The organism is Bacillus haimaensis (assembly GCF_048270625.1).
GTDB lineage: Bacteria > Bacillota > Bacilli > Bacillales > Bacillaceae_I > Sutcliffiella_A > Sutcliffiella_A haimaensis.
In genome coordinates this window covers 3,668,716-3,694,712 of the sequence record NZ_CP158164.1, presented here as the reverse complement: position 1 = coordinate 3,694,712, position 25,997 = coordinate 3,668,716, and the positions used below count along the sequence as shown (strand labels likewise).

The 25,997-nt window shown below is 43.4% G+C and carries 20 protein-coding genes, 2 tRNA genes, 2 rRNA genes and 1 riboswitch; of the genes, 18 read left to right on the top strand and 6 right to left on the bottom strand.

Annotation, left to right across the window (positions count from 1 at the left end; genetic code table 11):
- The first annotated feature begins 134 nt into the window (after positions 1-134).
- From ABN702_RS18720 to ABN702_RS18705, 4 genes are all read left to right on the top strand, one after another.
- Positions 135-3,066, top strand: a 23S ribosomal RNA gene (locus ABN702_RS18720).
- Between the two features lie 112 nt (positions 3,067-3,178).
- Positions 3,179-3,295: ribosomal RNA gene (rrf, locus tag ABN702_RS18715) — 5S ribosomal RNA — on the top strand.
- A gap of 25 nt (positions 3,296-3,320) precedes the next feature.
- Positions 3,321-3,397, top strand: a tRNA-Met gene (locus ABN702_RS18710).
- Positions 3,398-3,401: 4 nt separating this feature from the next.
- A tRNA-Asp gene (locus tag ABN702_RS18705) sits at positions 3,402-3,477 on the top strand.
- Between the two features lie 330 nt (positions 3,478-3,807).
- Here ABN702_RS18705 and ABN702_RS18700 read toward each other — a convergent pair.
- Together ABN702_RS18700 and ABN702_RS18695 are read right to left on the bottom strand one after the other, a co-directional pair.
- Positions 3,808-4,743: a DUF2268 domain-containing putative Zn-dependent protease gene (locus ABN702_RS18700; protein WP_417898240.1), complete on the bottom strand. Its 936-nt coding sequence runs from the start codon at positions 4,741-4,743 to the stop codon at positions 3,808-3,810.
- Positions 4,744-5,091: 348 nt separating this feature from the next.
- The gene (locus ABN702_RS18695) at positions 5,092-5,406 is read right to left on the bottom strand and encodes a DUF3243 domain-containing protein (protein WP_417898239.1); all 315 of its coding nucleotides are present in this window, start codon (positions 5,404-5,406) and stop codon (positions 5,092-5,094) included.
- A 155-nt stretch (positions 5,407-5,561) separates the two neighbouring features.
- Between ABN702_RS18695 and thiL the strand changes: the two genes are divergently transcribed.
- From thiL to tsaD, 5 genes are read left to right on the top strand one after another with little or no spacing between them, the layout of a single operon-like run.
- Entirely contained in the window at positions 5,562-6,536 is a 975-nt protein-coding gene (gene thiL, locus ABN702_RS18690) for a thiamine-phosphate kinase (RefSeq protein ID WP_417898238.1), read from the top strand.
- A gap of 12 nt (positions 6,537-6,548) precedes the next feature.
- Positions 6,549-7,004, top strand: a complete 456-nt coding sequence (gene tsaE, locus ABN702_RS18685) for a tRNA (adenosine(37)-N6)-threonylcarbamoyltransferase complex ATPase subunit type 1 TsaE (RefSeq protein ID WP_417898237.1) — start codon at positions 6,549-6,551, stop codon at positions 7,002-7,004.
- Positions 7,001-7,696 (top strand): tRNA (adenosine(37)-N6)-threonylcarbamoyltransferase complex dimerization subunit type 1 TsaB, encoded by a 696-nt coding sequence (tsaB, locus tag ABN702_RS18680; protein WP_417898236.1) that lies wholly within the window; start codon positions 7,001-7,003, stop codon positions 7,694-7,696. Before tsaE ends, tsaB begins: the two co-directional genes overlap by 4 nt.
- 9 nt (positions 7,697-7,705) lie before the next feature.
- Complete coding sequence (gene rimI, locus ABN702_RS18675; protein ID WP_417898235.1) at positions 7,706-8,155, top strand: ribosomal protein S18-alanine N-acetyltransferase; 450 nt, start codon at positions 7,706-7,708, stop codon at positions 8,153-8,155.
- Positions 8,152-9,186, top strand: a complete 1,035-nt coding sequence (gene tsaD / locus ABN702_RS18670; protein WP_417898234.1) for a tRNA (adenosine(37)-N6)-threonylcarbamoyltransferase complex transferase subunit TsaD — start codon at positions 8,152-8,154, stop codon at positions 9,184-9,186. The genes rimI and tsaD overlap by 4 nt, the downstream gene beginning before the upstream one ends.
- Positions 9,187-9,726: 540 nt before the next feature.
- Here tsaD and ABN702_RS18665 read toward each other — a convergent pair.
- The gene (locus tag ABN702_RS18665) at positions 9,727-11,655 is read right to left on the bottom strand and encodes an ATP-binding cassette domain-containing protein (protein ID WP_417900970.1); all 1,929 of its coding nucleotides are present in this window, start codon (positions 11,653-11,655) and stop codon (positions 9,727-9,729) included.
- Positions 11,656-11,848: 193 nt separating this feature from the next.
- Between ABN702_RS18665 and ABN702_RS18660 the strand changes: the two genes are divergently transcribed.
- The 3 genes from ABN702_RS18660 (at position 11,849) to tatC (ending at position 13,644) form a co-directional block, all read left to right on the top strand.
- Entirely contained in the window at positions 11,849-12,487 is a 639-nt protein-coding gene (locus ABN702_RS18660; RefSeq protein WP_417898233.1) for a redox-sensing transcriptional repressor Rex, read from the top strand.
- Positions 12,488-12,685: 198 nt separating this feature from the next.
- The gene (locus ABN702_RS18655; RefSeq protein WP_204419586.1) at positions 12,686-12,871 is read left to right on the top strand and encodes a twin-arginine translocase TatA/TatE family subunit; all 186 of its coding nucleotides are present in this window, start codon (positions 12,686-12,688) and stop codon (positions 12,869-12,871) included.
- A 17-nt stretch (positions 12,872-12,888) separates the two neighbouring features.
- Entirely contained in the window at positions 12,889-13,644 is a 756-nt protein-coding gene (tatC, locus tag ABN702_RS18650) for a twin-arginine translocase subunit TatC (RefSeq protein ID WP_417898232.1), read from the top strand.
- Between the two features lie 25 nt (positions 13,645-13,669).
- Here the strand turns inward: tatC and ABN702_RS18645 are convergent, their stop codons facing one another.
- Positions 13,670-13,870, bottom strand: coding sequence for a YdiK family protein (locus ABN702_RS18645; RefSeq protein ID WP_417898231.1), 201 nt, complete (start codon positions 13,868-13,870; stop codon positions 13,670-13,672).
- Between the two features lie 50 nt (positions 13,871-13,920).
- A complete protein-coding gene (locus ABN702_RS18640; protein ID WP_417898230.1) occupies positions 13,921-14,643 on the bottom strand; it encodes a CPBP family intramembrane glutamic endopeptidase in 723 nt (240 codons plus the stop codon).
- Positions 14,644-15,130: 487 nt separating this feature from the next.
- Here ABN702_RS18640 and groES point away from each other — a divergent pair, with 487 nt between their 5' ends.
- From groES to ABN702_RS18610, 6 genes are all read left to right on the top strand, one after another.
- Positions 15,131-15,418 carry a co-chaperone GroES gene (gene groES / locus ABN702_RS18635; protein WP_417898229.1) on the top strand — a complete coding sequence of 96 codons (288 nt, stop codon included), beginning with the start codon at positions 15,131-15,133 and terminating at the stop codon, positions 15,416-15,418.
- A gap of 47 nt (positions 15,419-15,465) precedes the next feature.
- Positions 15,466-17,094, top strand: a complete 1,629-nt coding sequence (gene groL / locus ABN702_RS18630; protein ID WP_204419601.1) for a chaperonin GroEL — start codon at positions 15,466-15,468, stop codon at positions 17,092-17,094.
- A gap of 532 nt (positions 17,095-17,626) precedes the next feature.
- Positions 17,627-21,727, top strand: a complete 4,101-nt coding sequence (locus tag ABN702_RS18625; protein ID WP_417898228.1) for a S8 family serine peptidase — start codon at positions 17,627-17,629, stop codon at positions 21,725-21,727.
- 160 nt (positions 21,728-21,887) lie between these two features.
- Entirely contained in the window at positions 21,888-23,120 is a 1,233-nt protein-coding gene (locus ABN702_RS18620; protein ID WP_417898227.1) for a helix-turn-helix domain-containing protein, read from the top strand.
- A 65-nt stretch (positions 23,121-23,185) separates the two neighbouring features.
- Positions 23,186-23,446 carry a hypothetical protein gene (locus ABN702_RS18615; protein ID WP_417898226.1) on the top strand — a complete coding sequence of 87 codons (261 nt, stop codon included), beginning with the start codon at positions 23,186-23,188 and terminating at the stop codon, positions 23,444-23,446.
- Between the two features lie 585 nt (positions 23,447-24,031).
- Positions 24,032-24,355: a hypothetical protein gene (locus ABN702_RS18610; protein ID WP_417898225.1), complete on the top strand. Its 324-nt coding sequence runs from the start codon at positions 24,032-24,034 to the stop codon at positions 24,353-24,355.
- A 263-nt stretch (positions 24,356-24,618) separates the two neighbouring features.
- Here the strand turns inward: ABN702_RS18610 and guaC are convergent, their stop codons facing one another.
- Entirely contained in the window at positions 24,619-25,602 is a 984-nt protein-coding gene (guaC, locus tag ABN702_RS18605) for a GMP reductase (protein ID WP_417898224.1), read from the bottom strand.
- Positions 25,603-25,684: 82 nt separating this feature from the next.
- Positions 25,685-25,784, bottom strand: a riboswitch (purine riboswitch).
- Between the last annotated feature and the right edge of the window lie 213 nt (positions 25,785-25,997).

Sequence of the window (25,997 nt, the reverse complement as noted above, 5' to 3'; positions counted from 1 at the left end):
AGTAGCCATGTTCCTTGAAAACTAGATAACGTTAAGTAATATCAAGATACATTCACAAGTATCGTTCATCTTAGTAATTTTCTTTTAAGATATCATCGCTGATATCGAAAAAACATGACAATTAGTTTGTCAACGGTTAAGTTATTAAGGGCGCACGGTGGATGCCTTGGCACTAGGAGCCGATGAAGGACGGGACTAACACCGATATGCTTCGGGGAGCTGTAAGTAAGCTTTGATCCGGAGATTTCCGAATGGGGAAACCCACTGCTCGTAATGGAGCAGTATCTTTACCTGAATACATAGGGTACTGAAGGCAGACCCGGGGAACTGAAACATCTTAGTACCGGAGGAAGAGAAAGCAAACGCGATTTCCTGAGTAGCGGCGAGCGAAACGGAATTAGCCCAAACCAAGAGGCTTGCCTCTTGGGGTTGTAGGACACTCAACATGGAGTTACAAAGGAACGGGGTAAATGAAGCGATCTGGAAAGGTCCGTCATAGAAGGTAAAAACCCTGTAGTTGAAACTTCGTTCCCTCCTGAGTGGATCCTGAGTACGGCGGGACACGAGAAATCCCGTCGGAAGCAGGGAGGACCATCTCCCAAGGCTAAATACTCCCTAGTGACCGATAGTGAACCAGTACCGTGAGGGAAAGGTGAAAAGCACCCCGGAAGGGGAGTGAAATAGATCCTGAAACCGTGTGCCTACAAGTAGTTAGAGCCCGTTAATGGGTGATAGCGTGCCTTTTGTAGAATGAACCGGCGAGTTACGATCCCGTGCAAGGTTAAGTCGATGAGACGGAGCCGTAGCGAAAGCGAGTCTGAATAGGGCGAATGAGTACGTGGTCGTAGACCCGAAACCAGGTGATCTACCCATGTCCAGGGTGAAGTTCAGGTAACACTGAATGGAGGCCCGAACCGACTCACGTTGAAAAGTGAGCGGATGAGGTGTGGGTAGGGGTGAAATGCCAATCGAACCTGGAGATAGCTGGTTCTCTCCGAAATAGCTTTAGGGCTAGCCTCATATGTTAGAGTCTTGGAGGTAGAGCACTGATTGGACTAGGGGTCCTCATCGGATTACCGAATTCAGTCAAACTCCGAATGCCAAAGACTTATCTATGGGAGTCAGACTGCGAGTGATAAGATCCGTAGTCAAGAGGGAAACAGCCCAGACCGCCAGCTAAGGTCCCAAAGTATACGTTAAGTGGAAAAGGATGTGGAGTTGCTTAGACAACCAGGATGTTGGCTTAGAAGCAGCCACCATTTAAAGAGTGCGTAATAGCTCACTGGTCGAGTGACTCTGCGCCGAAAATGTACCGGGGCTAAACGTATCACCGAAGCTGCGGACTGTTCTTACGAACAGTGGTAGGAGAGCGTTCTAAGGGCGTTGAAGCTAGACCGGAAGGACTGGTGGAGCGCTTAGAAGTGAGAATGCCGGTATGAGTAGCGAAAGAAGGGTGAGAATCCCTTCCACCGAATGCCTAAGGTTTCCTGAGGAAGGCTCGTCCGCTCAGGGTTAGTCGGGACCTAAGCCGAGGCCGAAAGGCGTAGGCGATGGATAACAGGTTGATATTCCTGTACCACCTCCACTCCGTTTGAGCAATGGGGGGACGCAGAAGGATAGGGTAAGCGCACTGTTGGATATGTGCGTCTAAGCAGCAAGGCTGAGAAGTAGGCAAATCCGCTTCTCCTATAAGGCTGAGCTGTGACAGCGAGGGAAATATAGTACCGAAGTTCCTGATTTCACACTGCCAAGAAAAGCCTCTAGCGAGGAGTATGGTGCCCGTACCGCAAACCGACACAGGTAGGCGAGGAGAGAATCCTAAGGTGAGCGAGAGAACTCTGGTTAAGGAACTCGGCAAAATGACCCCGTAACTTCGGGAGAAGGGGTGCTCTGTTAGGGTGTTAAAGCCCGAGAGAGCCGCAGTGAATAGGCCCAGGCGACTGTTTAGCAAAAACACAGGTCTCTGCGAAGCCGTAAGGCGAAGTATAGGGGCTGACGCCTGCCCGGTGCTGGAAGGTTAAGGGGAGAGGTTAGCGCAAGCGAAGCTTTGAACCGAAGCCCCAGTAAACGGCGGCCGTAACTATAACGGTCCTAAGGTAGCGAAATTCCTTGTCGGGTAAGTTCCGACCCGCACGAAAGGCGTAACGATCTGGGCACTGTCTCAACCAGAGACTCGGTGAAATTATAGTACCTGTGAAGATGCAGGTTACCCGCGACAGGACGGAAAGACCCCGTGGAGCTTTACTGTAGCCTGATATTGAATTTTGGTACAGCTTGTACAGGATAGGTAGGAGCCTGAGAAGCCGGAGCGCTAGCTTCGGTGGAGGCGTCGGTGGGATACTACCCTGGCTGTATTGAAATTCTAACCCGCAGCCCTTATCGGGCTGGGAGACAGTGTCAGGTGGGCAGTTTGACTGGGGCGGTCGCCTCCTAAAGAGTAACGGAGGCGCCCAAAGGTTCCCTCAGAATGGTTGGAAATCATTCGCAGAGTGTAAAGGCACAAGGGAGCTTGACTGCGAGACCTACAAGTCGAGCAGGGACGAAAGTCGGGCTTAGTGATCCGGTGGTTCCGCATGGAAGGGCCATCGCTCAACGGATAAAAGCTACCCCGGGGATAACAGGCTTATCTCCCCCAAGAGTCCACATCGACGGGGAGGTTTGGCACCTCGATGTCGGCTCATCGCATCCTGGGGCTGTAGTCGGTCCCAAGGGTTGGGCTGTTCGCCCATTAAAGCGGTACGCGAGCTGGGTTCAGAACGTCGTGAGACAGTTCGGTCCCTATCCGTCGTGGGCGCAGGAAATTTGAGAGGAGCTGTCCTTAGTACGAGAGGACCGGGATGGACGCACCGCTGGTGTACCAGTTGTCTTGCCAAAGGCATAGCTGGGTAGCTACGTGCGGACGGGATAAGTGCTGAAAGCATCTAAGCATGAAGCCCCCCTCAAGATGAGATTTCCTTTTACTTCGGTAAGTAAGATCCCTGAAAGATGATCAGGTAGATAGGTTCGAGGTGGAAGCATGGCGACATGTGGAGCTGACGAATACTAATCGATCGAGGACTTAACCCAAAAACAATGAACGACACTTGTGAATCTTGGTAAGAAAAACGTTATCTAGTTTTGAAGGAATATAGCAAATAATGCTTGAATATCTTTCAAAGTTATAGTATAATAATATATGTCTGGTGGCGATAGCGAAGAGGTCACACCCGTTCCCATACCGAACACGGAAGTTAAGCTCTTCAGCGCCAATGGTAGTTGGGGGCTGTCCCCCTGTGAGAGTAGGACGTTGCCAGGCTTATAATTACTATACATATTATTATCGCGGGGTGGAGCAGTCTGGTAGCTCGTCGGGCTCATAACCCGAAGGTCGCAGGTTCAAATCCTGTCCCCGCAACCAATAAGGTCCCGTGGTGTAGCGGTTAACATGCCTGCCTGTCACGCAGGAGATCGCCGGTTCGATCCCGGTCGGGACCGCCATTTTTAAAGAAAACGAAACTTGGTTTCGTTATTTTTTTTGGTCTTTTTTATACTAATAAAATTGCTGAATGGTGAATGTGAATTGAATTTACAAGTTAAATACAGCATCTTACTAAAATGAGCCTAGAAACACAGGCTATTTTTTATGCTTTTATTGGAGTTCGTGCCAAACCAGGGAGAGTTGATGCCAAACCACGGCGAGTTCGTGCCAAAAACCCCATAGTTCGTGCCAAACCACACATAGTTGATGCCAAACTGTTTTGCGAACCCATTTCATAACACAACACATACAAAAAACCCTCGCCATCACAAGATGGCGAGGGTTTTTGCTTAATTGTAATTTGCTTGATAATCGGTTTCTTCGAAGATCTCACTTGCAGGCTTCGCTGCCCATTCTTCGATTGGTATGTCTGGATTTGCATCAAGATAGGCCTTAACCATTTTATAGCCTTCGCTTGCTCCATAGCTTTTTGGAAGCTGCTGTACCTGTGCGCCACCTTTGAGGATGGCATTTCCTCTATCAGGATCAGAGTTGCCAAGATCTCCTTCGATCTTTGCCCACTGTTCCTTTTTGAAGGCTTCATCAACCGGTGTTAAAGAGAAATTAGGGAAAACAGTTTTTTCGAACATGACCGCCTTTCCTTTATTGACTAGTTGGTCCAGGACAGTCGTTGAATCAGCAAATTGCTTCTCATAAGCGACACTATTATAGTATTCATGTGCTACAGCAGATTTGATGATATCAGGTGAATAGTTGCGGTTGTATAATAGGATGATCTTCCCTGAACCGGCCGAAAACGATAAAGTAGAAGAGTCATTGGTAGGGAAAATACAAACAGTTGTATCTTTTCCAGATGGTAATAGTTTTGAAGATTGAATTAGTGCTTCTTTTACCGCTTTATTTGTACTTGCATAATCGATTTTTTTGATTACGTCCTGAACGGCAATTCTATTCTTGGGCTCCTCGTTCAAGATTGTTTCCGCCATTTGAATATTTTCGCCGTCTTTAAAACATTTATCGTTGACCTGGTCAATGATACTCGATTTATATAAAGCCAAAACTTCTTCTTTTGGAAGGCTCTTTGATTCTTCATAATATGGATTGAATAATTGGTAAGCATGTATTACTTCGAAGTTTTGATCGTTTTCCTTAAATGTAGAAGATAATCCTTCTTCCCCACTAACTGTACCTGCACTCTCTCCGTTGCCACAACCCACTAAAGCTAAAACAATGATGAAAAAAACCAATAAACCCTTAAAACGCATTAATTTCCCTCCTAAACATAATTTTGTCCACAATTGATACTTATTTGTGCCTGAGGATAAGTATTCTACAAAATACCTGAAAATCCTTTATTTTCAGAAAATTTTTGTTGTAAGGAAACTTCCCACGCCAATAGCCCTACCGGTTAGGGTAGGGCTATTGTCTCAACTGTAATTATGTTAGGAGAGTTTGCACGTCCCAGCGGGGGTGCCCTCCGCTTTTCATTGTCTAGCTCCGCCGGCTAGGCCCTCGAGGTCTTAAGCCAATTTACCAGCGGAGGTAAAAACCAACCTCCACCGGGAAATTGGCTTAAGCTTGTCGGGCCAGATCGAGCCGGCTCCGCTTTTCTATTAATCTACTAACTTAACAAGCATGTGTGCAAGTTTGTGGCGTTCTTCCTTGTCTCCGACTTTCCAGAGTTCCTGGAGGAGTTTTTCCTCGCTGTTCCTTGGCTCTTCGTGTTTGGCGAGGTAGTCGGCTACTTTCTCGGCTGCGATGGCTAGTTGTTCTTCACCGAGTCCGACTCTTTTTCCTGCTGATACTTTGTCGTTTAAATAGCTTTTAAAGGCATCAAAATCGGCCAGGATTCTTTCTTTCTTGCTATCATCCATGTTTTCTACTGTTCTTTCGACTTTGCTTTGAGTATCTTGATCAGTATGTGCCATTATTGAATTCCTCCTTCAAAATAAATGCATCCCTAGTCCATATCCTTTTTTTGGATGGGTTAAACCTTTTGATGTGGGGGGAGGATTTATTTTCTTTCTCTTTCTTCTTTCGTTATAATAGTGGATAGCATAAAAAAGCAGAGGGGTGTCGGCTTTTGGCGGTTTCGGATGAGTTTGGGTTCATTAGGAGTATCAGGCCAGCGTCTTTATTCCATCAGGATAAGATTGTGGGCATCGGGGATGATGCGGCAATCGTTGCGGTGGGTGAGGGCTTTGAAAGCGTGGTATGCGTGGACACCATGGTGGAAGAGGTCCATTTTAGCCCGCATACCATGAAGTCGTATGATATCGGCTATAAGGCGCTTGCAGCGAATATTAGTGATATTGCTGCCATGGGAGGGATTCCGCTTTATTATCTGGTTTCCATCTCCATTCCAAAAGATTGGCCGGAGGAAGAGCTTTTGGCCATCTATAATGGGATGAAAGATTTGGGGGACCAGTATCGGATGGACCTTATAGGAGGCGATACGACTTCTGGGAAAGCCCTTGTACTGAGTGTCTTTGTCATCGGGAAGGTAGAGAAGGGGAAGCGTCTCCTCCGGTCCAATGCCAAACCGGGTGATGTTGTGTTTGTATCTGGGACATTGGGAGATTCTGCTGCTGGATTAGATGTTCTTTTACAAGATCATTCCGGTTGGTCCGAGTTGATAAGAAAGCATCAGAATCCCGCACCTCAAGTGGAATTAGGCAGGATTCTTACAGAATTTGATCGGGTAGCATTGAACGATGTAAGTGATGGCATTGCAAGCGAGCTGATCGAAATAGCCGAGGCCAGCCATGTAGATATTGTGATAAACAAGGATACACTACCATTAAGTACATCAATGGTTCAATATAAGGAAGAGAAGGCGCTGAAGTGGGCGCTTACCGGTGGAGAGGATTTTGAGCTGGTAGGTACGATTTGTGCCGAAGATTGGTCTCTTTTACAAAAGCGCTGCCAGGATGAGGATATCAGGATCACAAGAATTGGCGAAGTGATGGCTTTTGGAAACGGACAGGTTTTTATGAGAGATGAAGATAGTAAAGTATTATTGAAAAAAGAAGGATATAATCACTTTTTAAAAGAGTAGGAGCATGGATATATGATGCAGGTCGAGTTGAAGACACATTCGTCAGAGGAAACAATGACAACCTCACATGCGCTTGGAAAGCTTCTGAATGGAGGCGAGGTCCTTTTATTGGAGGGTGACCTCGGGGCAGGCAAGACCACGTTCACCAAGGGACTGGCAAAGGGATTGGATATCACCCGAAATGTGAACAGTCCTACGTTTACCATCATAAAAGAATATGAGGGTCGGTTGCCTCTTTACCATATGGATGTGTACCGCTTAGCGGACAGTGAAGAAGATCTCGGGTTTGATGATTATTTTATGGGCAGCGGTGTGACGGTTGTGGAATGGGCCCATTTGATTGAGGAGTATTTGCCGGAGGAACGATTGGAGATTTATATCTACCATCTTGGCGACGATGAAAGAAAGATTGTGTTGACTCCAAGGGGAGCACGCTATGAAGATATCTGTAAGGAGCTAATGGAATGACTAGAGTATTGGCCATTGATACATCAAGCTATGTGCTTGGTGTGGCGATTGTAGAGGAAGACAGAGTGATCGGCGAACTTGTAACAAACTTGAATAAAAACCATTCGGTGCGTGCTATGCCAGCTGTTGATCAGTTGATGAAAGATTGCGAGATAAAGCCGGACACGCTTGATCGAATTGTGGTAGGAAGAGGACCGGGCTCCTTTACCGGCGTACGTATCGGCGTTACGCTGGCTAAGACTTTGGCGTGGTCGTTGAATGTGCCGCTTGTAGGCGTGTCGAGTCTGGAGCTGTTGGCAGCTAATGGACGTTATTTCAAAGGGGTTATATCTCCTATCATGGATGCCAGACGCGGACAGGTGTATACCGGTATATACACATGGGATAACATGTCTGTACAGACGGAAGTGGAAGATGTGAATATCGCACTGACGGATTGGCTGGGCATGCTGAAAGAAAAAAATGAGGACGTATTATTCATCGGGAATGATGTGCACCTGCATAAGGAAACCATCATAGAGTATCTTGGGGAAATCGCTCATTTTGCCGAGACTAGTGAAAACAACCCTCGTCCGAGTGAGTTGGCTCTGATCGGGCTGCAAAGGGAAGCGGAGGATGTCCATAGCTTTGTCCCGAACTACACCCGCTTAGCAGAAGCTGAAGCAAAATGGCTAGAAAGCAAAGAAAAATAGGTGAACAAGATGGAATCAATGATTGATATTGCAAAAATGACGGTCCATGATATTGAGGGGGTCCATGAAGTGGAAATGCTTTCGTTTGCCACTCCCTGGACAAAAGACGCCTTTTATTATGAGCTTACCAATAATCCTTATGCCCATTATTTTGTGATGAAGGAAGAGAACCGAGTGATTGGCTATTGTGGAATATGGGTGGTCATGGGGGAGGCGCAGATAACCAATATTGCGATCCATCCTTCGTGTCGTGGAAGGAAGCTTGGAGATATAATGATGGGAAATGCTATTGCATACTGCCGAATGATCGGGGCTATCTCGTTATCGCTTGAAGTGAGGGTCTCCAATATAGTGGCACAGAACCTGTATAGGAAGCATGGTTTCCAAAACGGCGGAATCCGAAAAAAATATTATGTGGATAACAATGAAGACGCATTAGTGATGTGGGTGAGTTTATGAAAAATGAGGAACAAAAAGACGAATATATATTAGGGATTGAAACGAGCTGTGATGAAACGGCTGCAGCTGTCATCAAGAACGGGACGGAAATTGTGGCAAATGTGGTTTCCTCCCAGATTGAAAGCCATCAGCGTTTTGGAGGGGTGGTTCCTGAAATCGCCTCAAGGCATCATGTGGAACAAATCACCATCGTGCTTGAGGAAACGATGAAGCAGAGCGGCCTTACGATGGATAACATAGATGCTATCGCCGTTACGGAAGGGCCAGGCCTTGTTGGTGCTCTTTTAATCGGAGTGAATGCAGCAAAAGCGATGGCATTCGCACATCAGAAACCCTTGATCGGTGTTCATCATATTGCCGGTCATATCTATGCCAATCAGCTGGTAGCAGAGTTGAAATTTCCATTGCTGGCCCTGGTGGTTTCCGGTGGACATACAGAGCTTATCTATATGAAGGAGCATGGTTCCTTCGAGGTTATCGGAGAAACGCGTGACGATGCAGTAGGGGAGGCCTATGATAAGGTGGCTAGAACCTTGCAGCTTCCTTATCCGGGCGGTCCTCATATCGACCGTTTGGCTATGGAGGGACAACCTTCCATTAAACTTCCAAGAGCATGGCTGGAGGAGGATTCATATGATTTCAGCTTCTCAGGATTGAAGTCGGCGGTTATCAACACGCTCCACAATGCCAAGCAAAAAGGGGAGGAGATCAGCCCTGCAGATTTGGCGGCAAGCTTTCAAGAGAGTGTCATCGAAGTATTGGTCGGTAAAACGCTGAAAGCCATGGAATACTATAAGGTGGATCAGGTTCTGCTGGCAGGTGGGGTAGCCGCCAACAAGGGATTGCGTAGTGCCCTCCGGACGGCTGTGGATAATGTGGGGAAGGAATTGGTGATTCCTCCACTATCACTATGTACAGATAATGCAGCGATGATTGCTACTGCAGGAAGTGTCCTGTACCGAAAAGGAAAACGTTCCGGGATGAACTTGAACGGAAATCCCGGGCTCGATATCGAAAAACCTTTCAACTGATTCGTCAGTTGAAAGGTTTTTTATTTGTACAAGGTGGTTTTCGCATAGGTTGTTGTTTTTGACGAATACAACGTGAACACGTAAATTTACATATCATCGTGCTCTTTTCGGTGTATGAGATAATTTAATTTTTAAATAATACGAAGTTTATTTCAGTAAAAAATCCAAAAGCCGATTTTTTACAATCGTAAGCAATAAACTTTATGAAAAGAGCTTTGTCCAAAATAGAAAGCGCATACGTTATGCACAACCCTGTGGACAAGTTGTGGATAAAAGTATCACTTCCCTATAAAGTCAACCATGTAAATGTGAATAAAAAATGTGGATAACTTGTGATGAAAATGTGGATAGTGTGCATAAACCTCTTGATAACTTATTAAATAAGGGATGATATGTGAATATGTGTGTGGAAAAGTGAGTTTTATCGACAAAGTTCTTATTTTTGTGGTCAGGTATCGACAAAAACGGCTAAAAGTACATTTTTATCCACAATCCCATTAAAAAAAGCTACTCTCTTATAAAAAGAAAGTAGCTTATTCATCACACCAACTCTTCCCACTCTTCCATCAACACCATTAATCTCTCCTGCAACTCCTCATTCTGCGTGTTGAGCTCCAGTACTTTTTCATGATCCTGATAGACTTCCGGGAGACAGAGCTGGCTTTCGTTTTCTTCCAGCCTGTTTTCGATCTCTTCTATTTCTTTTTCTATTTCTTCCAGGCGACGCTTCTTTTGGCGTTCAAGGCGCTTCGCTTCTTTTTCCTGTTCATAGCTCGGCTTTTCCTTTTCAGCTTGAGCAGCTCTGACAGGGGATGAGGAAAATGTATCGCTTTCCAGCCTTTCCAGCTCCATGGCCTCTTCTTTTTTCTCTATATAATAGTCATAATCTCCGAGATATTCGGTCGCCCCAATTCTGCTCAATTCATAGACCTTGGTTGCCAGACGGTTGATGAAGTAGCGGTCATGGGAAACGAATAGGATTGTACCTGGATAGTCAATCAAGGCATTCTCCAGAATCTCCTTGCTGTCCAGATCCAGATGGTTCGTAGGCTCGTCCAGGATCAGAACATTGGAGCGCTGCAGCATCATTTTGGAGAGGGCCAATCGTGCCTTTTCCCCTCCGCTTAAGGTAGAAACCGGCTTCAGTACATCATCCCCGGAGAAAAGGAAGTTTCCAAGGATTGTACGGATTTCCTTTTCCATCTTATTCGGGTATTCATCCCAAAGCTCGGCCAATACCGTCTTATTGGAAGTGAGGTCTGCCTGCTGCTGATCATAGTAGCTCACAGAGACGTTGGCGCCGAAAGAAAAGCCGCCTTCAAGTGGCTCGAGCTGTTTTACGAGTGTTTTTAATAGGGTGGACTTCCCGATTCCGTTCGGGCCGACAAGAGCCACACTATCGCCGCGTGACAGGGAAAGGTCCACATGCCGGAAAATGGGGGTCCTGTCATAGGAAACGGCCAGGTTATTAGCTTTCAATACATCATTCCCACTTTGTCTATCAATATCAAACATGATGGAGGCAGATTTTTCATCGCCCTGGGGACGATCCATCACCTGCATTTTATCGAGCTGCTTTCTGCGGCTCTGTGCGCGCTTGGTCGTGGATGCCCTGGCCAGATTGCGCTGAACAAAGTCCTGGAGCTTCGCAATTTCGTCCTGCTGCTTTTCGAACATTTTCATATCACGTTCGTATTGCTCGGCCTTCTGTGCAAGGTACGCACTATAGTTGCCAAGGAACTTTGCAGACTGCTTCCGGGAGATTTCATAGACGGTTGTGACCACCTTGTCTAGGAAGTAGCGGTCATGGGAAACAATAAGTAATGCACCCGGATAGCCCTGGAGATATCCTTCCAGCCAGGAAAGGGTATCGATGTCGAGATGGTTCGTCGGCTCATCCAGAATCAGGAGATCAGGCTTGGTCAGCAAAAGCTTGGCAAGTGCAAGACGGGTTCTCTGTCCACCGCTCAGTGTCTCGATTGGGGTCTGATAATCAAACTCTGAAAAGCGAAGGCCGTGAAGCACGGAGCGGATATCCGCTTCATATTGAAAACCGCCCTTTTGCTTGAAGGCTTCTTGAATTTCGTCATACTCCTTCAGAATGCGAGCGTAAAGCGGGCCATCCTCAAAATAAGCGGGATCTCCCATTTTCGCTTCCAGCGTGCGCATCTGATTTTCCATTTCTTTTAGACCGGAAAACACTGTCAACATTTCATCCCAGATGGAACGCTCTGTCACAAGCCCGGTATCCTGTGCGAGATATCCGATTGTTACATCCTTGGGCTTGATGATATCGCCGGAATCATAGGACAGCTGATTGGAAATGATCTTTAATAAGGTAGACTTCCCTGCCCCATTACGTCCAACGAGTGCAATTCTGTCTTTCGATTGTACTTCTAGTTTTATATTCGATAGAATAAGGTCAGCACCAAAATATTTCGTTAATTGATTTATCTGTAGAATAATCATCATTTTCACCTCATGCAATTCTAATGTAAGTGTATACTTCTTCAAGCGCCACATCAAGAATTGGAAACGGCAACCTCTTACAAAATTGCACGGAATAGGGTAAAATGAAAGCGATTTAAAATTCGAAAAACGGAGCCGACATCCGTTACATATAGAAACGAACCGCAAACTGGTTGGACAATGGGGGAGTAAGATGAATAACGAACCGATGAAAATACCGCAGGCGACTGCCAAGAGATTGCCTTTGTATTACCGTTTCCTTAAGAACTTGAATACATCGGGAAAGCAGCGGGTTTCGTCCGCGGAGCTGAGTGAAGCAGTGAAAGTGGATTCCGCCACGATCCGTAGAGATTTCAGCTACTTTGGGGCACTTGGGAAAAAAGGATATGGCTATAATGTTCAATATTTGTTAACTTTTTTCCGGAAAACGCTCGACCAGGATGAATTGACTTATGTTACTCTAATAGGTGTAGGAAACTTGGGGACAGCTTTCCTGCATTACAATTTTATGAAAAACAATAACACGAAGATCGTGATGGCCTTTGATATCGACGAGTCGAAAATCGGCACGGAGATCGGCGGTGTACCGGTGTATCATCTTGATGACATCGAGGAGCATCTGCCGGATGATGTGACGGTGGCAATCCTTACCGTACCGGCGCCAGTCGCGCAGCCGATAGCAGACAGATTGGTGGAAAAAGGAGTAAAGGGCATCCTGAACTTTACGCCAGCACGTATTAATGTGCCGGAAACCATCCGTATCCATCATATTGATTTAGCTGTGGAACTACAGTCATTGGTATATTTTCTCAAGCACTATCCAACAGAATGAAAAAGTAGTAGAATGAGTATATTTCAAGTTGGGGTTCAAAAAGGAGGATAAAAAGAGCAAAGAAGTTCGAGGAAGCGAAGTCTCGAGCACCGCAGCGTATGATTTGTAATGTTGCGGAGCGGAGAGGCAAGCTGACGAAGAAATTCGAAGCTATTTTTACCGGACTTTTTGAATATCCTCTTCAAGGAGGTGGCAAGAATGGGTCCAATCGGAATGGGTAGCCTCTTGTTAATCGTTTTCGTAGCACTATTAATCTTCGGTCCAAGCAAATTACCTCAATTGGGTAAGGCAGCTGGTAATACATTGCGTGAATTCAAAAACGCAACTAAAGGATTAGCGGATGACGACGACACGAAACCAGAGAAAAAAGAAGAAACGAAGTAATGTAAGGATGAACATATATGCTAGATAGAGAAATGTCGGTGTATGACCATATAGGCGAGCTCCGAAAAAGAGTGATCATCATTGCGTCCTTCTTTTTCGTCTCAGCGATCGGCGGTTTTTTCCTCGCGGAACCGATCATTGTCTATTTACAGCACACAAATGAAGCGGAAGCGCTGACGATGAACGCCTTTCGCATTACAGATCCAATCAAGATCTTCATGCAGTTTTCGTTTTTGATTGCATTCATCATCACGTTCCCCGTTACGCTCTATCAGATTTGGGCTTTCATCAGCCCCGGTTTGTATGAGCGGGAGCGGAAAGTGACGTTAAGCTATATCCCGATATCCCTCTTCTTGTTCCTGAGTGGACTGACATTTTCCTACTTCATACTGTTTCCGTTTGTTGTGAAGTTCATGAGCAATCTGGCAGACCGCCTGGATATCAACCAAGTGATCGGGATCAACGAATATTTTCAATTCCTGTTCCAGCTTACCTTGCCATTTGGCATCCTGTTTCAGATGCCGGTTATTGTGATGTTCTTAACAAGACTGGGGATTATAACTCCAGCTATCCTTGTAAAAGTAAGAAGATACGCGTACTTTGTATTGCTAGTAATAGGGGCATTGATTACGCCGCCGGAGATCATCTCTCATTTAATGGTGACAGTGCCGCTTCTTATCCTTTATGAGATCAGCATCATCATTTCACGCTTCGGCTACAAAAAGGTCAAGCTTGCAGAAGCTAAACTGAATGAGGAACTCAATAAAAAATAGGCAACCTACCGTAAAGGTAAGAAGCCTATTTTTTTTGCATGCTTTTGATTCTTTTATGAAGCAGATATGCCCGGATGCTAACACCGAAGTCGAAGGTGGCGATCAGCATCAGCAGCATGGTGTGCCATTCAAAGACGCTTTCCTTGAATGACGCGACTGCCAGATACGTAAATAGACATCCCATGATGGCATAGAAAAAGACCATATTGATCGGTTTTATTCTCATTATGCTAGTCCTCCAGTTGTAGATGGCCTTACCATTGATTCTCTAGATTTTCAGAAGAAGGAGATAAAATTCGTTAACGCGTTCTGCATCTCTTCCATCTGCTTGATCATCTCTTCAATATCATCCCTGAACACATACTGCACAATGACAACAAAGCTATTCATGGCGATATGGGCGATGATCGGAACAATGATCCGGTTTGTTTTGACATATAGGAAGGCGAAGATCCCACCCATCACAAAGTAAATCAGCAGATGCTTGAAATCATTATGGACAACAGCAAAAAGAAGGGAGCTGATAATAAGTCCGACTGCAAAATTGAAACGCTTGTAAAGGGAACCGAAGATTATCTTACGGAAGATGATCTCTTCCAATATAGGTCCAGCAATTGTAATCGCAAATATCATGATCGGGGTTGCTGTGACAAAGGCCATAATCTCCTGCGTATTTTCTGAACCAGGCTCAATACCGAAAAGCTTCAACTGAATTTGGGCAGCGATCCCCTGCCCGAAAAGAGCCATCGGAAAGCCTAGCACCGTCCATAGAACAGTTTTTGGAACAGAGGCAGTCTCTCCCCTAAAGTCTCCTTCCTTCCATTCATCCCGCAGAATGAAGCAGACAATCAACAGACCGATCGTAAAACTGACAAAGGTCCAATACCCCACAATATCTCCACGTTCCACACCAAGAGCCATCAAGATCGGAAAGCCGATAAATCCGGACAGCTGCATCAACACATAGGTCAAAATGACATACCAATACTTTTTCGTCATAGTAAACTCCTCTAAAGTCAATTATTCGCTTTCCGTATTGTATCATATTCTAACGTTACCCTTATAATGATAAGGTTCCCATAAAGGACCATCTTTACATATAAGCTAATCAAGTTGATATTGACTAAAAGATTCCCCTGTTGATCGGAGTGCAAGGTAGGTGTGAGACTCCTGCGGGAGCAGCGTGTCAAGGGAGACCCCGCAGGTGCGCAGCACCGAGGAGGCTCCCGGAAAGCGAGCACCTGGAACGGAGATCAACAGGGTGTTCAGAAATGACGTTCTGTTTATCGAAAAATATGTCGATATTTCGGTTTATATGAAGACTGAGGGGAGATAATGGAAAAGTACTAAAATGGGTGAAAAATTTTAAGCAAAGATACTTGCAAAACAGGAAGAGATTCATTATTATAATAATTGTGTTAGCACTCAAGACTATAGAGTGCTAATAAATAAAAATATTACATATGAAATCAAGGAGGTTGTTTTCATGTTAAAGCCAATAGGTGATCGTCTAGTAATTGAGCTTGTTCAGTCCGAAGAAAAAACTGCAAGTGGTATCGTATTACCTGACTCTGCTAAAGAAAAGCCTCAAGAAGGAAAAGTAGTAGCGGTTGGTACAGGTCGTGTACTTGAAAGCGGCGAGCGTGTAGCGCTTGAAGTTTCTGAAGGCGACAGCATCATCTTCTCCAAATATGCCGGTACAGAAGTGAAATTCGAAGGCAAAGAATATTTAATCCTTAAAGAAACAGACGTACTTGCAGTAGTAAGCAAGTAATCAATTAAAAATATAAAACTTAACTTTCCTGAGGAGGTCTATCAATTATGGCAAAAGAGATTAAGTTCAGTGAAGAAGCTCGCCGCTCCATGTTACGCGGTGTAGACAAATTAGCTGATGCAGTGAAAGTAACATTAGGACCAAAAGGACGCAACGTGGTACTTGAGAAGAAATTCGGTTCTCCACTAATCACTAACGACGGTGTTACCATTGCAAAAGAAATCGAATTAGAAGATTCTTTCGAAAACATGGGTGCGAAACTTGTTGCTGAAGTAGCAAGCAAAACAAACGATGTTGCCGGTGACGGTACAACTACTGCAACAGTTCTAGCTCAAGCGATGATCCGCGAAGGATTGAAGAACGTTACTGCTGGAGCAAACCCAATGGGTATCCGCAAAGGGATCGAAAAAGCGGTTGCAGTTGCAGTTGAAGAATTGAAAAACATTTCAAAACCAATCGAAGGCAAAGCATCTATCGCACAGGTTGCAGCTATTTCTGCAGCTGACGAAGAGGTTGGCCAACTGATTGCAGAAGCAATGGAGCGCGTTGGAAACGACGGCGTCATTACATTGGAAGAATCAAAAGGCTTCACTACTGAGCTTGAAGTAGTAGAAGGTATGCAATTCGACCGTGGATATGCTTCTCCATACATGGTTACAGACTCCGACAAAATGGAAGCTGTATTAGACAATCCGTACGTATTGATCACAGACAAGAAAATCACAAACATCCAGGAAATCCTTCCAGTTCTTGAGCAAGTGGTACAACAAGGCAAGCCATTGTTGTTGATTGCTGAAGACGTAGAAGGTGAAGCGTTGGCTACATTAGTAGTGAACAAATTACGTGGAACATTCAATGCAGTAGCTGTAAAAGCTCCTGGATTCGGTGACCGTCGTAAAGCAATGCTTCAAGATATCGCTGCTATCACTGGCGGTGAAGTGATCACTGAAGAACTAGGTTTAGACCTTAAAACTGCGAACATCAGCCAATTGGGACGCGCAGACAAAATCGTGGTTACAAAAGAAAACACTACAGTTGTCAACGGACACGGCAACACAGAAGAGATCCAAGCTCGCGTTGGCCAAATCCGTGCGCAATTGGAAGATACAACTTCTGAATTCGACCGTGAAAAATTACAGGAGCGCTTAGCGAAAATCGCTGGTGGCGTAGCTGTAATCAAAGTTGGAGCGGCAACAGAAACAGAATTGAAAGAGCGCAAGCTTCGCATTGAAGATGCTCTGAACTCCACTCGTGCTGCAGTCGAAGAAGGAATCGTAGCCGGTGGTGGTACTGCGCTTGTAAACGTCTACAACAAAGTATCAGAAATCAAAGCGGAAGGCGACGAAGCTACTGGCGTGAACATCGTATTGCGTGCAATCGAAGAGCCTGTACGTCAAATCGCGCACAACGCTGGCTTAGAAGGATCTGTAATCGTAGATCGCCTGAAAAAAGAAAAAATTGGTGTTGGATTCAACGCTGCAACTGGCGAATGGGTAAACATGCTTGACGCTGGTATCGTAGATCCTACAAAAGTAACTCGTTACGCACTTCAAAACGCTGCAAGCGTATCTGCAATGTTCCTGACTACTGAAGCAGTAGTAGCTGACATCCCTGAAGAGGGCGGCGGCGGAATGCCAGATATGGGCGGCATGGGTGGAATGGGCGGAATGATGTAATAACGCCCCAAAACCCTTGATATGAGTGGGTTTTTGAGTAAGGTGAGAGTGAAATGCTAACATTTTGCTAACATAAAAATTATAGAAGCTCCCCATAAGTTGATAAAACTTGTGAGGGGCTTTTTTTAATATATTTCTGGCTTAAACAGGAAATAGTGCTGGCTGTAAAATTATATTCCGCCTCTAAGATATACCTCCGTTTCTAAAACAATATTATTCTTCTAAACCTTATATTCAAATGGTCCATGGACGAAGCTTTTCTTTGTAATTTTTCCCAGCAGTGTTTCAAAATCCAAAGAAATCGGATTTTTTTCTGATTATTTCCCAAATTCACTGATTCTAAATACCCGGACCAAAAACACTATTTGTCTTATTCCGAATATCGAAATAACAGGTAATGGTTGATATCATTAGATTTTGAATTGTGAATCAGTATTGAACTCCAGCCAAATACACAATATAATCCCCCCAATGACAGGTCCAAAGTGCAGGATTTATAATTAAGTCAAACAGGATGAAATGGGGATGAAACATGAACAGGGGTAAGTATTTAAAGGCTGCCTTGAGTGTCAGCCTTATTGTAGGAGCAATCGCACCTTTTAGCTCCCAATCTATCGGACATGCACAATCTCAAACTAGTGCAGTGAACATCTTAGCAAATCTCTCACAAGAACAGAGAGAAGCCTTGGAGAATCTGGAAGCGAACCGATCCTTAAGAGGGTTGCAGCTTTCCAGGGACATAGATTTAGAGAGTGATGAAGAGGTAACGGTAATTGTAGAGTTTGACCAGCTCCCTGCAAAGGCTGAACAATTCCAGAAATCCCTTAAAGGGGAAAAAGTCTCATTAGAAGCAGCGGCGGAAAAAGTCGAAGAGTCTCACAAGAGGTTCAAAAAAGATTTGGAAACGAAAATCAAAAAGAAGACAAAATCCGCAAAAGATCCATATGAAATCAAGTATGAATATAAAGCGGCACTAAATGGAGTAACTATTACACTTCCCGCTAATGAAGTTAAAACGCTTCTTGAGTCTGAAGTGGTCAAAGCGGTTTACAGTGAGCTCGAAGTACAACTGGCGCCTCCGCCAAAATCAGAGGAAGAAGGTTCAACAACAAAAGTAGAGAGCATTCCTTTCTTGAACATTGATAAGTTACATAAAGAAGGATTTACCGGTGAAGGAGTCAAGGTCGGAGTCATTGACACGGGAATCGATTACAATCATCCTGACTTAAAAGATGCTTATAAAGGGGGATATGATTTTGTAGATAATGATGATGACCCGATGGAAACTACGTATGAAGATTGGAAGGCAGCAAAAGGTTATCCGGAAACCTATCAAGGAAGCACCTATTATACTGATCATGGTACACATGTATCTGGAACGATTGTAGGACAGGCAACCAATGATTCTGACTACAAAGTTACAGGAGTGGCACCGGACGCTGAACTGAATGTCTATCGTGTGTTAGGTCCGTATGGCAGCGGTTCGAACAGTGCGATAATAGCAGGTATTGACCGCGCGGTAGCGGATGGAATGGATGTTATCAATCTATCTTTAGGAGCTCAGACGAACAATCCGTTGGATGCATCCAGCATTGCAGTCGATAATGCGGTACTAAGCGGAGTTACCGCAGTTGTGGCGGCAGGGAATTCAGGTGATTCAGGAAACAGTACACTTGGTTCCCCTGGAGCGGCGGCACTCGCTTTGACGGTGGGCGCAAGTTCTGCACCAGCCTATGTCACAACGTATGACGGAGGATTTTCAATATCAGGTCAGCAGCTCAATGGAGTATTACAGTTGATGACCAACAAATGGACCGATGAGTTCAGCAAGCTGGAAGGAAAAAGCTATGAAATGGTCGATGTGGGAGAAGGTGGACCTGCTGATTACAATGGCAAGGATGTAAATGGAAAAGTTGCTTTTGTTGTACGAGGATCGTATGCACTGATTGAAAAGATGGAATATGCAAAACAAAATGGTGCTGTAGGGGTAGTGATTTATAATACAAATCCTGAAGAAGGCCATATCCCTCACTATCTGGGAGAAAGTAATAATAACATTCCGACCTTTTCTTTAACGAATGAGAATGGGTTAGCTGTTAAAGAATTGTTCGAAGAAGGTTCTCCAACAGTTACACTTGGAGAACTGGGCATGGCTGAAATCAGCGGTGACACACTCGCTTCCTTCAGTTCAAAAGGACCTTCAGGAACACTGTATGATATAAAGCCTGAAGTAACGGCACCAGGTGTCAATATTCTCTCAACCGTACCGTCTTATATTCAAAATAAAGAAGATACATCAGATTATTCGCAAGCTTATCAGAGGTTATCAGGAACATCAATGGCTTCACCTCAGGTGGCCGGGGTTGCCGCCTTATTGCTGGAATCAAATCCTGATTATACACCAGGCGATATTAAATCGTTATTGATGAATACAGCAGATCCTTTAAAAAATCAATACAGTGTATATGAGGTAGGAGCTGGAAGAATTGATCCATACCAGGCCATCCACTCAGATACGCTCATTTCCGTACTTGATGAAACGTCATTTATTGAAAACGGAGAAGAAATACTTATCCCAGAACAGACTGGCGGACTTAGCTACGGATTCATACCAATGGGGGATGAACATATTGAAAAAACGACTGGTCTATCTATTACCAATAGCAGTAACAAAAACAATAAATATGAGATCTCGGTAGAATTTAATGTTGGAGCTGCAGCGTCAGGCTCTCTAGATGCAGGGGAAAACGGAGTGAAATTGAATGTCCCTAGCTCAATAACAGTGAAAAAGAATAAAGAAGAACGCATTAATGCGACCCTTACAATTCCAAAAACAGCCCAAAAAGGAACTTACGAAGGCTATATTGTGATTAAGAATAAAAAGGATTCAGAAGAAATTTACCGCATTCCATTTGGTGCGAAAGTAGTGGAAGAGGGTATCGGTTTCTTTAAAGTTTATACACCAAGCATTTCAACGGATCGAGTGAAAAATCCATACAGCAGAAAAGCGACTGACCTGGATTTCATCTTGAATTCACCAATGGAAAGATTGGATTGGGTTCTAGTAGATCCGGATACCAAGGAAGAGTTGGGTTGGATTACATCAGTTAATGCAACAGGCGCAGCCATTGATTACTATTACTACATTACTGAAGGATTTGCCGGATATTACTTCCCGTTTACCGGGCACGAAAAGAAGCCGATCAGCTATACGAAGGTCAGAGCTGAAGACGGTATCTATGAAGTGAAAATGATTGGAACGGCAAAAAACGGGAAGCAATTTGAGAAGTCATCCTTGATAAGTCTTGAAAATGGCGCTCCTATAGTGAAGTATGACGATACGAACGCTATTCCGACAGGTGATCTTCCGATTGTCGAACTGCCAGAAGGCCAAAGCACAGTTACTGTCTCAGGAACAATAGTGGATAACGAAATGAAAGCGGCTCAATCCGCAGGCATCCCGCTAACCCAAGCAGATAGCCATTTGTGGTATGGACCTAGCGGACCAAGTTTACGAGTGGACCTTGATGAGAATGGAAAGTTCTCAAAAGAAGTATATGTTAACACTTCGTCCATTACGCACATTCAATACTTAGGAGCGGATTATGCAGGAAACACGGCAGTTCCTAAGGTCGTTTATTATGCTAGAGAAGGAGCGCAATATGTGTTTGCCCAACCGGATAAAGAATCATATCAAATGGGGGATAAAATCACATATACCTTCTATGCGAATAACCTGGAAAAAGCGCATGACTTTTCATTGAGCTTCTATTATAGTGACATATTTCTGGATGCTCCGGTGAACTTCAAGCTTGCCGAAGGCCTTCCGGAAGGATCACAATTGGTTGAAACAACCACAAAGCCGGGAACCACAAAGTCTGTGATTGATATTTCAATCCCGGGAGAAGGCGTATCTGGAGATGTTGCACTTTTTGAAGTGACAGTCGACACGAATGAAGCCGAATTCAGGAACGCATATTCACCAATATTCAGTAGCGTCAGTACCATGCAAGTAAATGGAGGACCTCGATTAACGACAAGAATCGGTCTTCATCCAATCTATCCGGTGTTCTCAAATGTTAATGCAGGATTTTTAGGTGCCGAAGGGTTCCTGACTAGTGCAGGAGGGTTTGATTACAGTAGAGATTATTCAGAAGTGGGAGCAGCAATAAGTGTAGAAGATGCAAAAGGGAATTCTTATCCTGCAAGACTCGAGTCCAATGGAAGAGTGTATTTTGATAAATTACCGGTAACAGAGACGAAGTATACGGTGGTCATCGATATACCTGGACATTACACGACCTATACCCCTCTTGAAGTCGGACGTAAGGAAAACGGTATCGAAATAGGAGAATATCTCAATTACAGAACAGCGGTATCGAAACCAGGAGATATCAACAAAGATAATGCAATCGATATCCATGATGCGATCATGGTAGAAAAGCATTGGGGCACGGATTATCGAAACACTGACATCAACTTTGATGGCACGACAGACGCAAAAGACTTTAAGCTTCTTGAAAAGTACTACTTAAGTGAGAATGATTTTGTATTGGATACCCCAAACCCAGAAGAAGAAGCTGAAGGAAAAACAATAGAATCAATCAAGAAAGCCTTAGGAATCACTTCATAGGTTTTAGAAAAGGGCAGTCCTTGTAACAGGATTGCCCTTTCGTTATGAGTTTAAGTGACAGAAAATTTATAATAAATAGAAAAACAACTCTTTTTCTGATGAAAAATTAACGTTATGATAGAGATGATTTTACTTACAACTAAATCCGGGAGTGTTGACAGTGAGTTTAGGGATGCTAATTAAATTTCATCGGGAAAAGAAGGAACTGACACAAGAAGAGCTCGGTAGGGGAATCTGTTCTGTTACACATATAAGTAAAATTGAGAGAGGGATCACCCAGTATTCATCAGAAATTACAAGCATGATCAGTGAAAAATTGGGCATCCATTTGGAAAATGAAATGGAGTCCCTACAAAAATATGAACGGATGCTTGAGCAATGGCATGACAGCATGATTATGCAGCAAGTTAGTGAGATGGACCGACTTAAAACAGAAATTGAGAAACACTCTTTATTCCTTATACATACGATTAAGAATAAATACACTTTATTACATGCCAGATATCTTCTGCATCAAGGGGATTTAGCCAGGGCCAACAAGCTGCTAGACAAAATGAATAATGAGCTTAAAGAGCTGAATACATATGAATGCAACCTGCTTTATCACCTGTTGGGAATGGCAAAAATTCTGAGCGGGAATTTCAAAGAAGCATTGGAATATTTACTGAAAATTAACGAACGAGACTACTATAATCAGGAGTTTTTTCACCAGATTGCCATTTCTTATCTTAACCTCCAATTGAAAGTCAAAGCCTACTATTACAGTGAGTTGGCTTTGGAACACTTCAGGAAGACGAGTAACTATAAAAAAGTCATCGACGCAGAAACCATTAAGCTGATCAGTGAGGGCAGAAATGAGCTCTGGGATTTCGAGGAATTGGTGGCAAGATACCATCGTCTAATTGCCCAATGCGACATGATCAATGAAAAAACAAAGAAGGCAGCACTGCTCAGTAATCTGGCATATGAGTATGCCTTTAGAGGAGAAAATAAAAAGGCTGCAGATTTCTATAAAAGGACGCTGGAATTGTTAGAGGCAACTCCCCGGAGCCCAGTGTATCTTAATAATTTGATAGGCTATATCTATTGCAGCCTGCAAAATGACATCGCTGATACGGATTTGGCAGGGTTAATAGAAAAAGGTAAACAGTTGTCAAAGATGATTGAAGATCACAGCAGTTTTATGTTTTTTCAAATGCTGAACCTGCTAGAAAAGAAAGAAATGGGAGCCTATCATGAATTTATTGAAAAGAATATCATTCCCATGCTGGAGAAAAGCGGAAAGATTCATCAGCTGCGAACATATGAAAAAACAATGTATGAGCACTACATTGAGGTTGGAAACCATCTGAAAGCATTGGAATATGCAAACAGGCTGATAAAAAATGACTAGATGATAGAATTGGAATTCAGTCGCTTAATCAGCTGCCGAACTTAAAAACGCAAAGGAGGATCAACATGCAAACAAAAGACCAATTAATCAATTCATTTAGTGACATCAATATGAAAGAGTATTCAATGCCGATTATCTGTATTTACAATAGCCCTTCCGATTACAAAGGGATGTTTGTGGCAAGACTGTTCGATGTGAATAAACCGACACCGATCATTCTGATGAGACTTACATTGGACGCAATCAGAAGTGAGATTCCGGTAGGTTTTACACTTGTCCCTAAATCGGCTGGAGAAGATGCTAATATTGTAGAATCCTATATTTGACAGCAATGATGAGACTCTAATAGAAAGAAATAAACCACTCTTACCATAGGGGCGGCATGATGTAATCTTCCCATCAACTCCTTGCAAGATAAGGATTTGTTAGTAAGGTGAGAGTGAAATGCTACCATTTTGCTATCAAAGAGATAAGTTAAGAAGCTTCTCATAAGTTGAGTAAACTTATGAGAAGCTTCTTTTTTATTTTAGGTTAAGCGGAGTAATAAAATCTTTAAATTAGACTAGAGGAAAAATGTAATTTATATAGAAAATACTCTAATTCTTTTATTTTCGTCGTTTGACAAGGGTAACTGACCATGAAATGATGGGGATATGCAACTTCCCCCAACCTCAAGCTTTTTATATTATGTCAGTACATTGGCCATCCTCAGCAAATTGAAAAACTACTTTGCTCAACTTCTAAATCATTCTTTTCTTATATCTTTTTTCACCAAACAATACTGAACTGCATTACTCATTTACCTATAGAAGATAATATCTACATTCAAAGGTTTGTTCTTTGAGGAGGTGATAGATCCGACAAGTAAGTTTATTGACATTCGTTCTAAATTAAATGAAAGGAGGAATTTGATGGGTCACGATATTTCAGGCTTCAATAAGGCGAAGGAAGAAGTTGCTTATGCACGATTTAGTAAGTGTAATTATAATGCACTTACACTTTACGATTTACTTGATGCCAATGATTACTATGCAGGAGTCAGTGGGTCTGGTGGACACTCTATGTTTTCCGTACCTCAAATTGAAAAGGCTATAGTGGACTATGATCAATTACTTGCTAGAATAGATTCAAAAATAAAAGATGAAAGTTGGGATCTAAAGCAAATCTCTGAGTTTTTACAAAATTGTTTAGCGACAGCAAAAAAAGAAGGGAGTGTCGGAGTGTATTTTGGATGACATTTTAAAGACTGTACGTTTCTCCATTTGGCTTCTTTCGCTAAATATCCACTTAGTAGTATCTCGAAGTTAAACATCCCAGTTCCTTTTACCCCTCAAGTAAAGTTAAGTAAATCCAATCAATGATACAAATATGTGGAGTGGTTTAATTGGGGCGGCATGGTGTAATCTGCCCCCCTGCTTTTAAAGAATTCACAACACAAAAAAACAGCATACCTAATCCCTCAGGATTAAATATGCTGCCATGTTTGTATCTCTAAACCTTAATACACCTTATCCCCATTAAAAATAGAGTTCTTCACAATCACGTAATCTACGTGACGGATGGAGTCTAAAGTAGTTCCTCCAGCGTAGGAGATAGAAGATTGAAGATCTTGTTCCATTTCGGTTAATGTGTCCTGTAAGGAGCCTTTATGCTCGACGAACATTTTTTTGCCTTCTACGTTTTTCTTTTCGCCTTTTTGGAATTCGGAGGCGGAGCCGAAGTATTCTTTGACTAGCTTTCCTTCTAATTCGATCGTTTCTCCCGGTGATTCTTCATGGCCGGCAAAAAGTGAGCCGATCATGACCATTGTTGCACCGAAACGTACGGATTTTGCGATATCGCCGTGTGTACGGATTCCGCCATCGGCAATGATTGGTTTGCTTGCAGCCTTTGCACACAAACGAAGTGCTGCCAACTGCCAGCCGCCCGTTCCGAAACCAGTTTTAATTTTTGTGATACATACTTTACCAGGGCCAATCCCGACTTTTGTTGCATCTGCGCCGGCATGTTCCAGTTCACGTACAGCTTCAGGTGTACCAACGTTCCCAGCAATGACAAAGCTCTCTGGCAAGTGTTTTTTGATATGCTGGATCATATTGATGACAGCATTTGAATGACCATGGGCAATGTCGATCGTGATGTATTCAGGAGTAAGCCCTGCTGCTGCAAGCTCTTCAACGAATGAGTATTCTTCTTCTTTCACCCCAACACTGATGGAAGCGTAAAGGCCTTTTGCATGCATATTCTCTATGAATGACTGGCGCTTTTGTGGCTCAAAGCGGTGCATGATATAAAAATAGTTGTTTTCAGCAAGATAAAGGGCAATTTTTTCATCGATGATTGTTTGCATATTTGCTGGTACAACAGGAAGCTTAAATTGACGGCCACCAAGTGTCACCGTAGTATCACACTCAGATCGGCTGTTTACCACACATTTATTTGGGACTAACTGAATATCTTCATAATCAAATACATTTTCCATGAGACACACCCCTAAAAAATTATTTTCATAGTAATGTTCGATAAAATCTTAACACAACAAAAAATCCAGACTAAAAATGGGCAGAGTTGTTCCACCCATTCGTAGTTAGGATTTTACGGCTCCTAGTAGAAACTCTTAGACCATATTTCTAAGAATATACGAATGAAACTTTATAAGTAATTTCAACACAAGTTCGATTATAAACGAACTTTTATGATGTGTAAATGATAATTGTTCGTATTTTATTAAAAAATAGTTAGGATTTCATTTGATATCTACTTGGAACATAGATTTTCACTGTTGTAGAAAAGAATACATCTCATATTAATTCGGATACAAGAAAACCCAATTATCAACAATTTTTACAACACCTTCATACTCACTTAACATTCCAT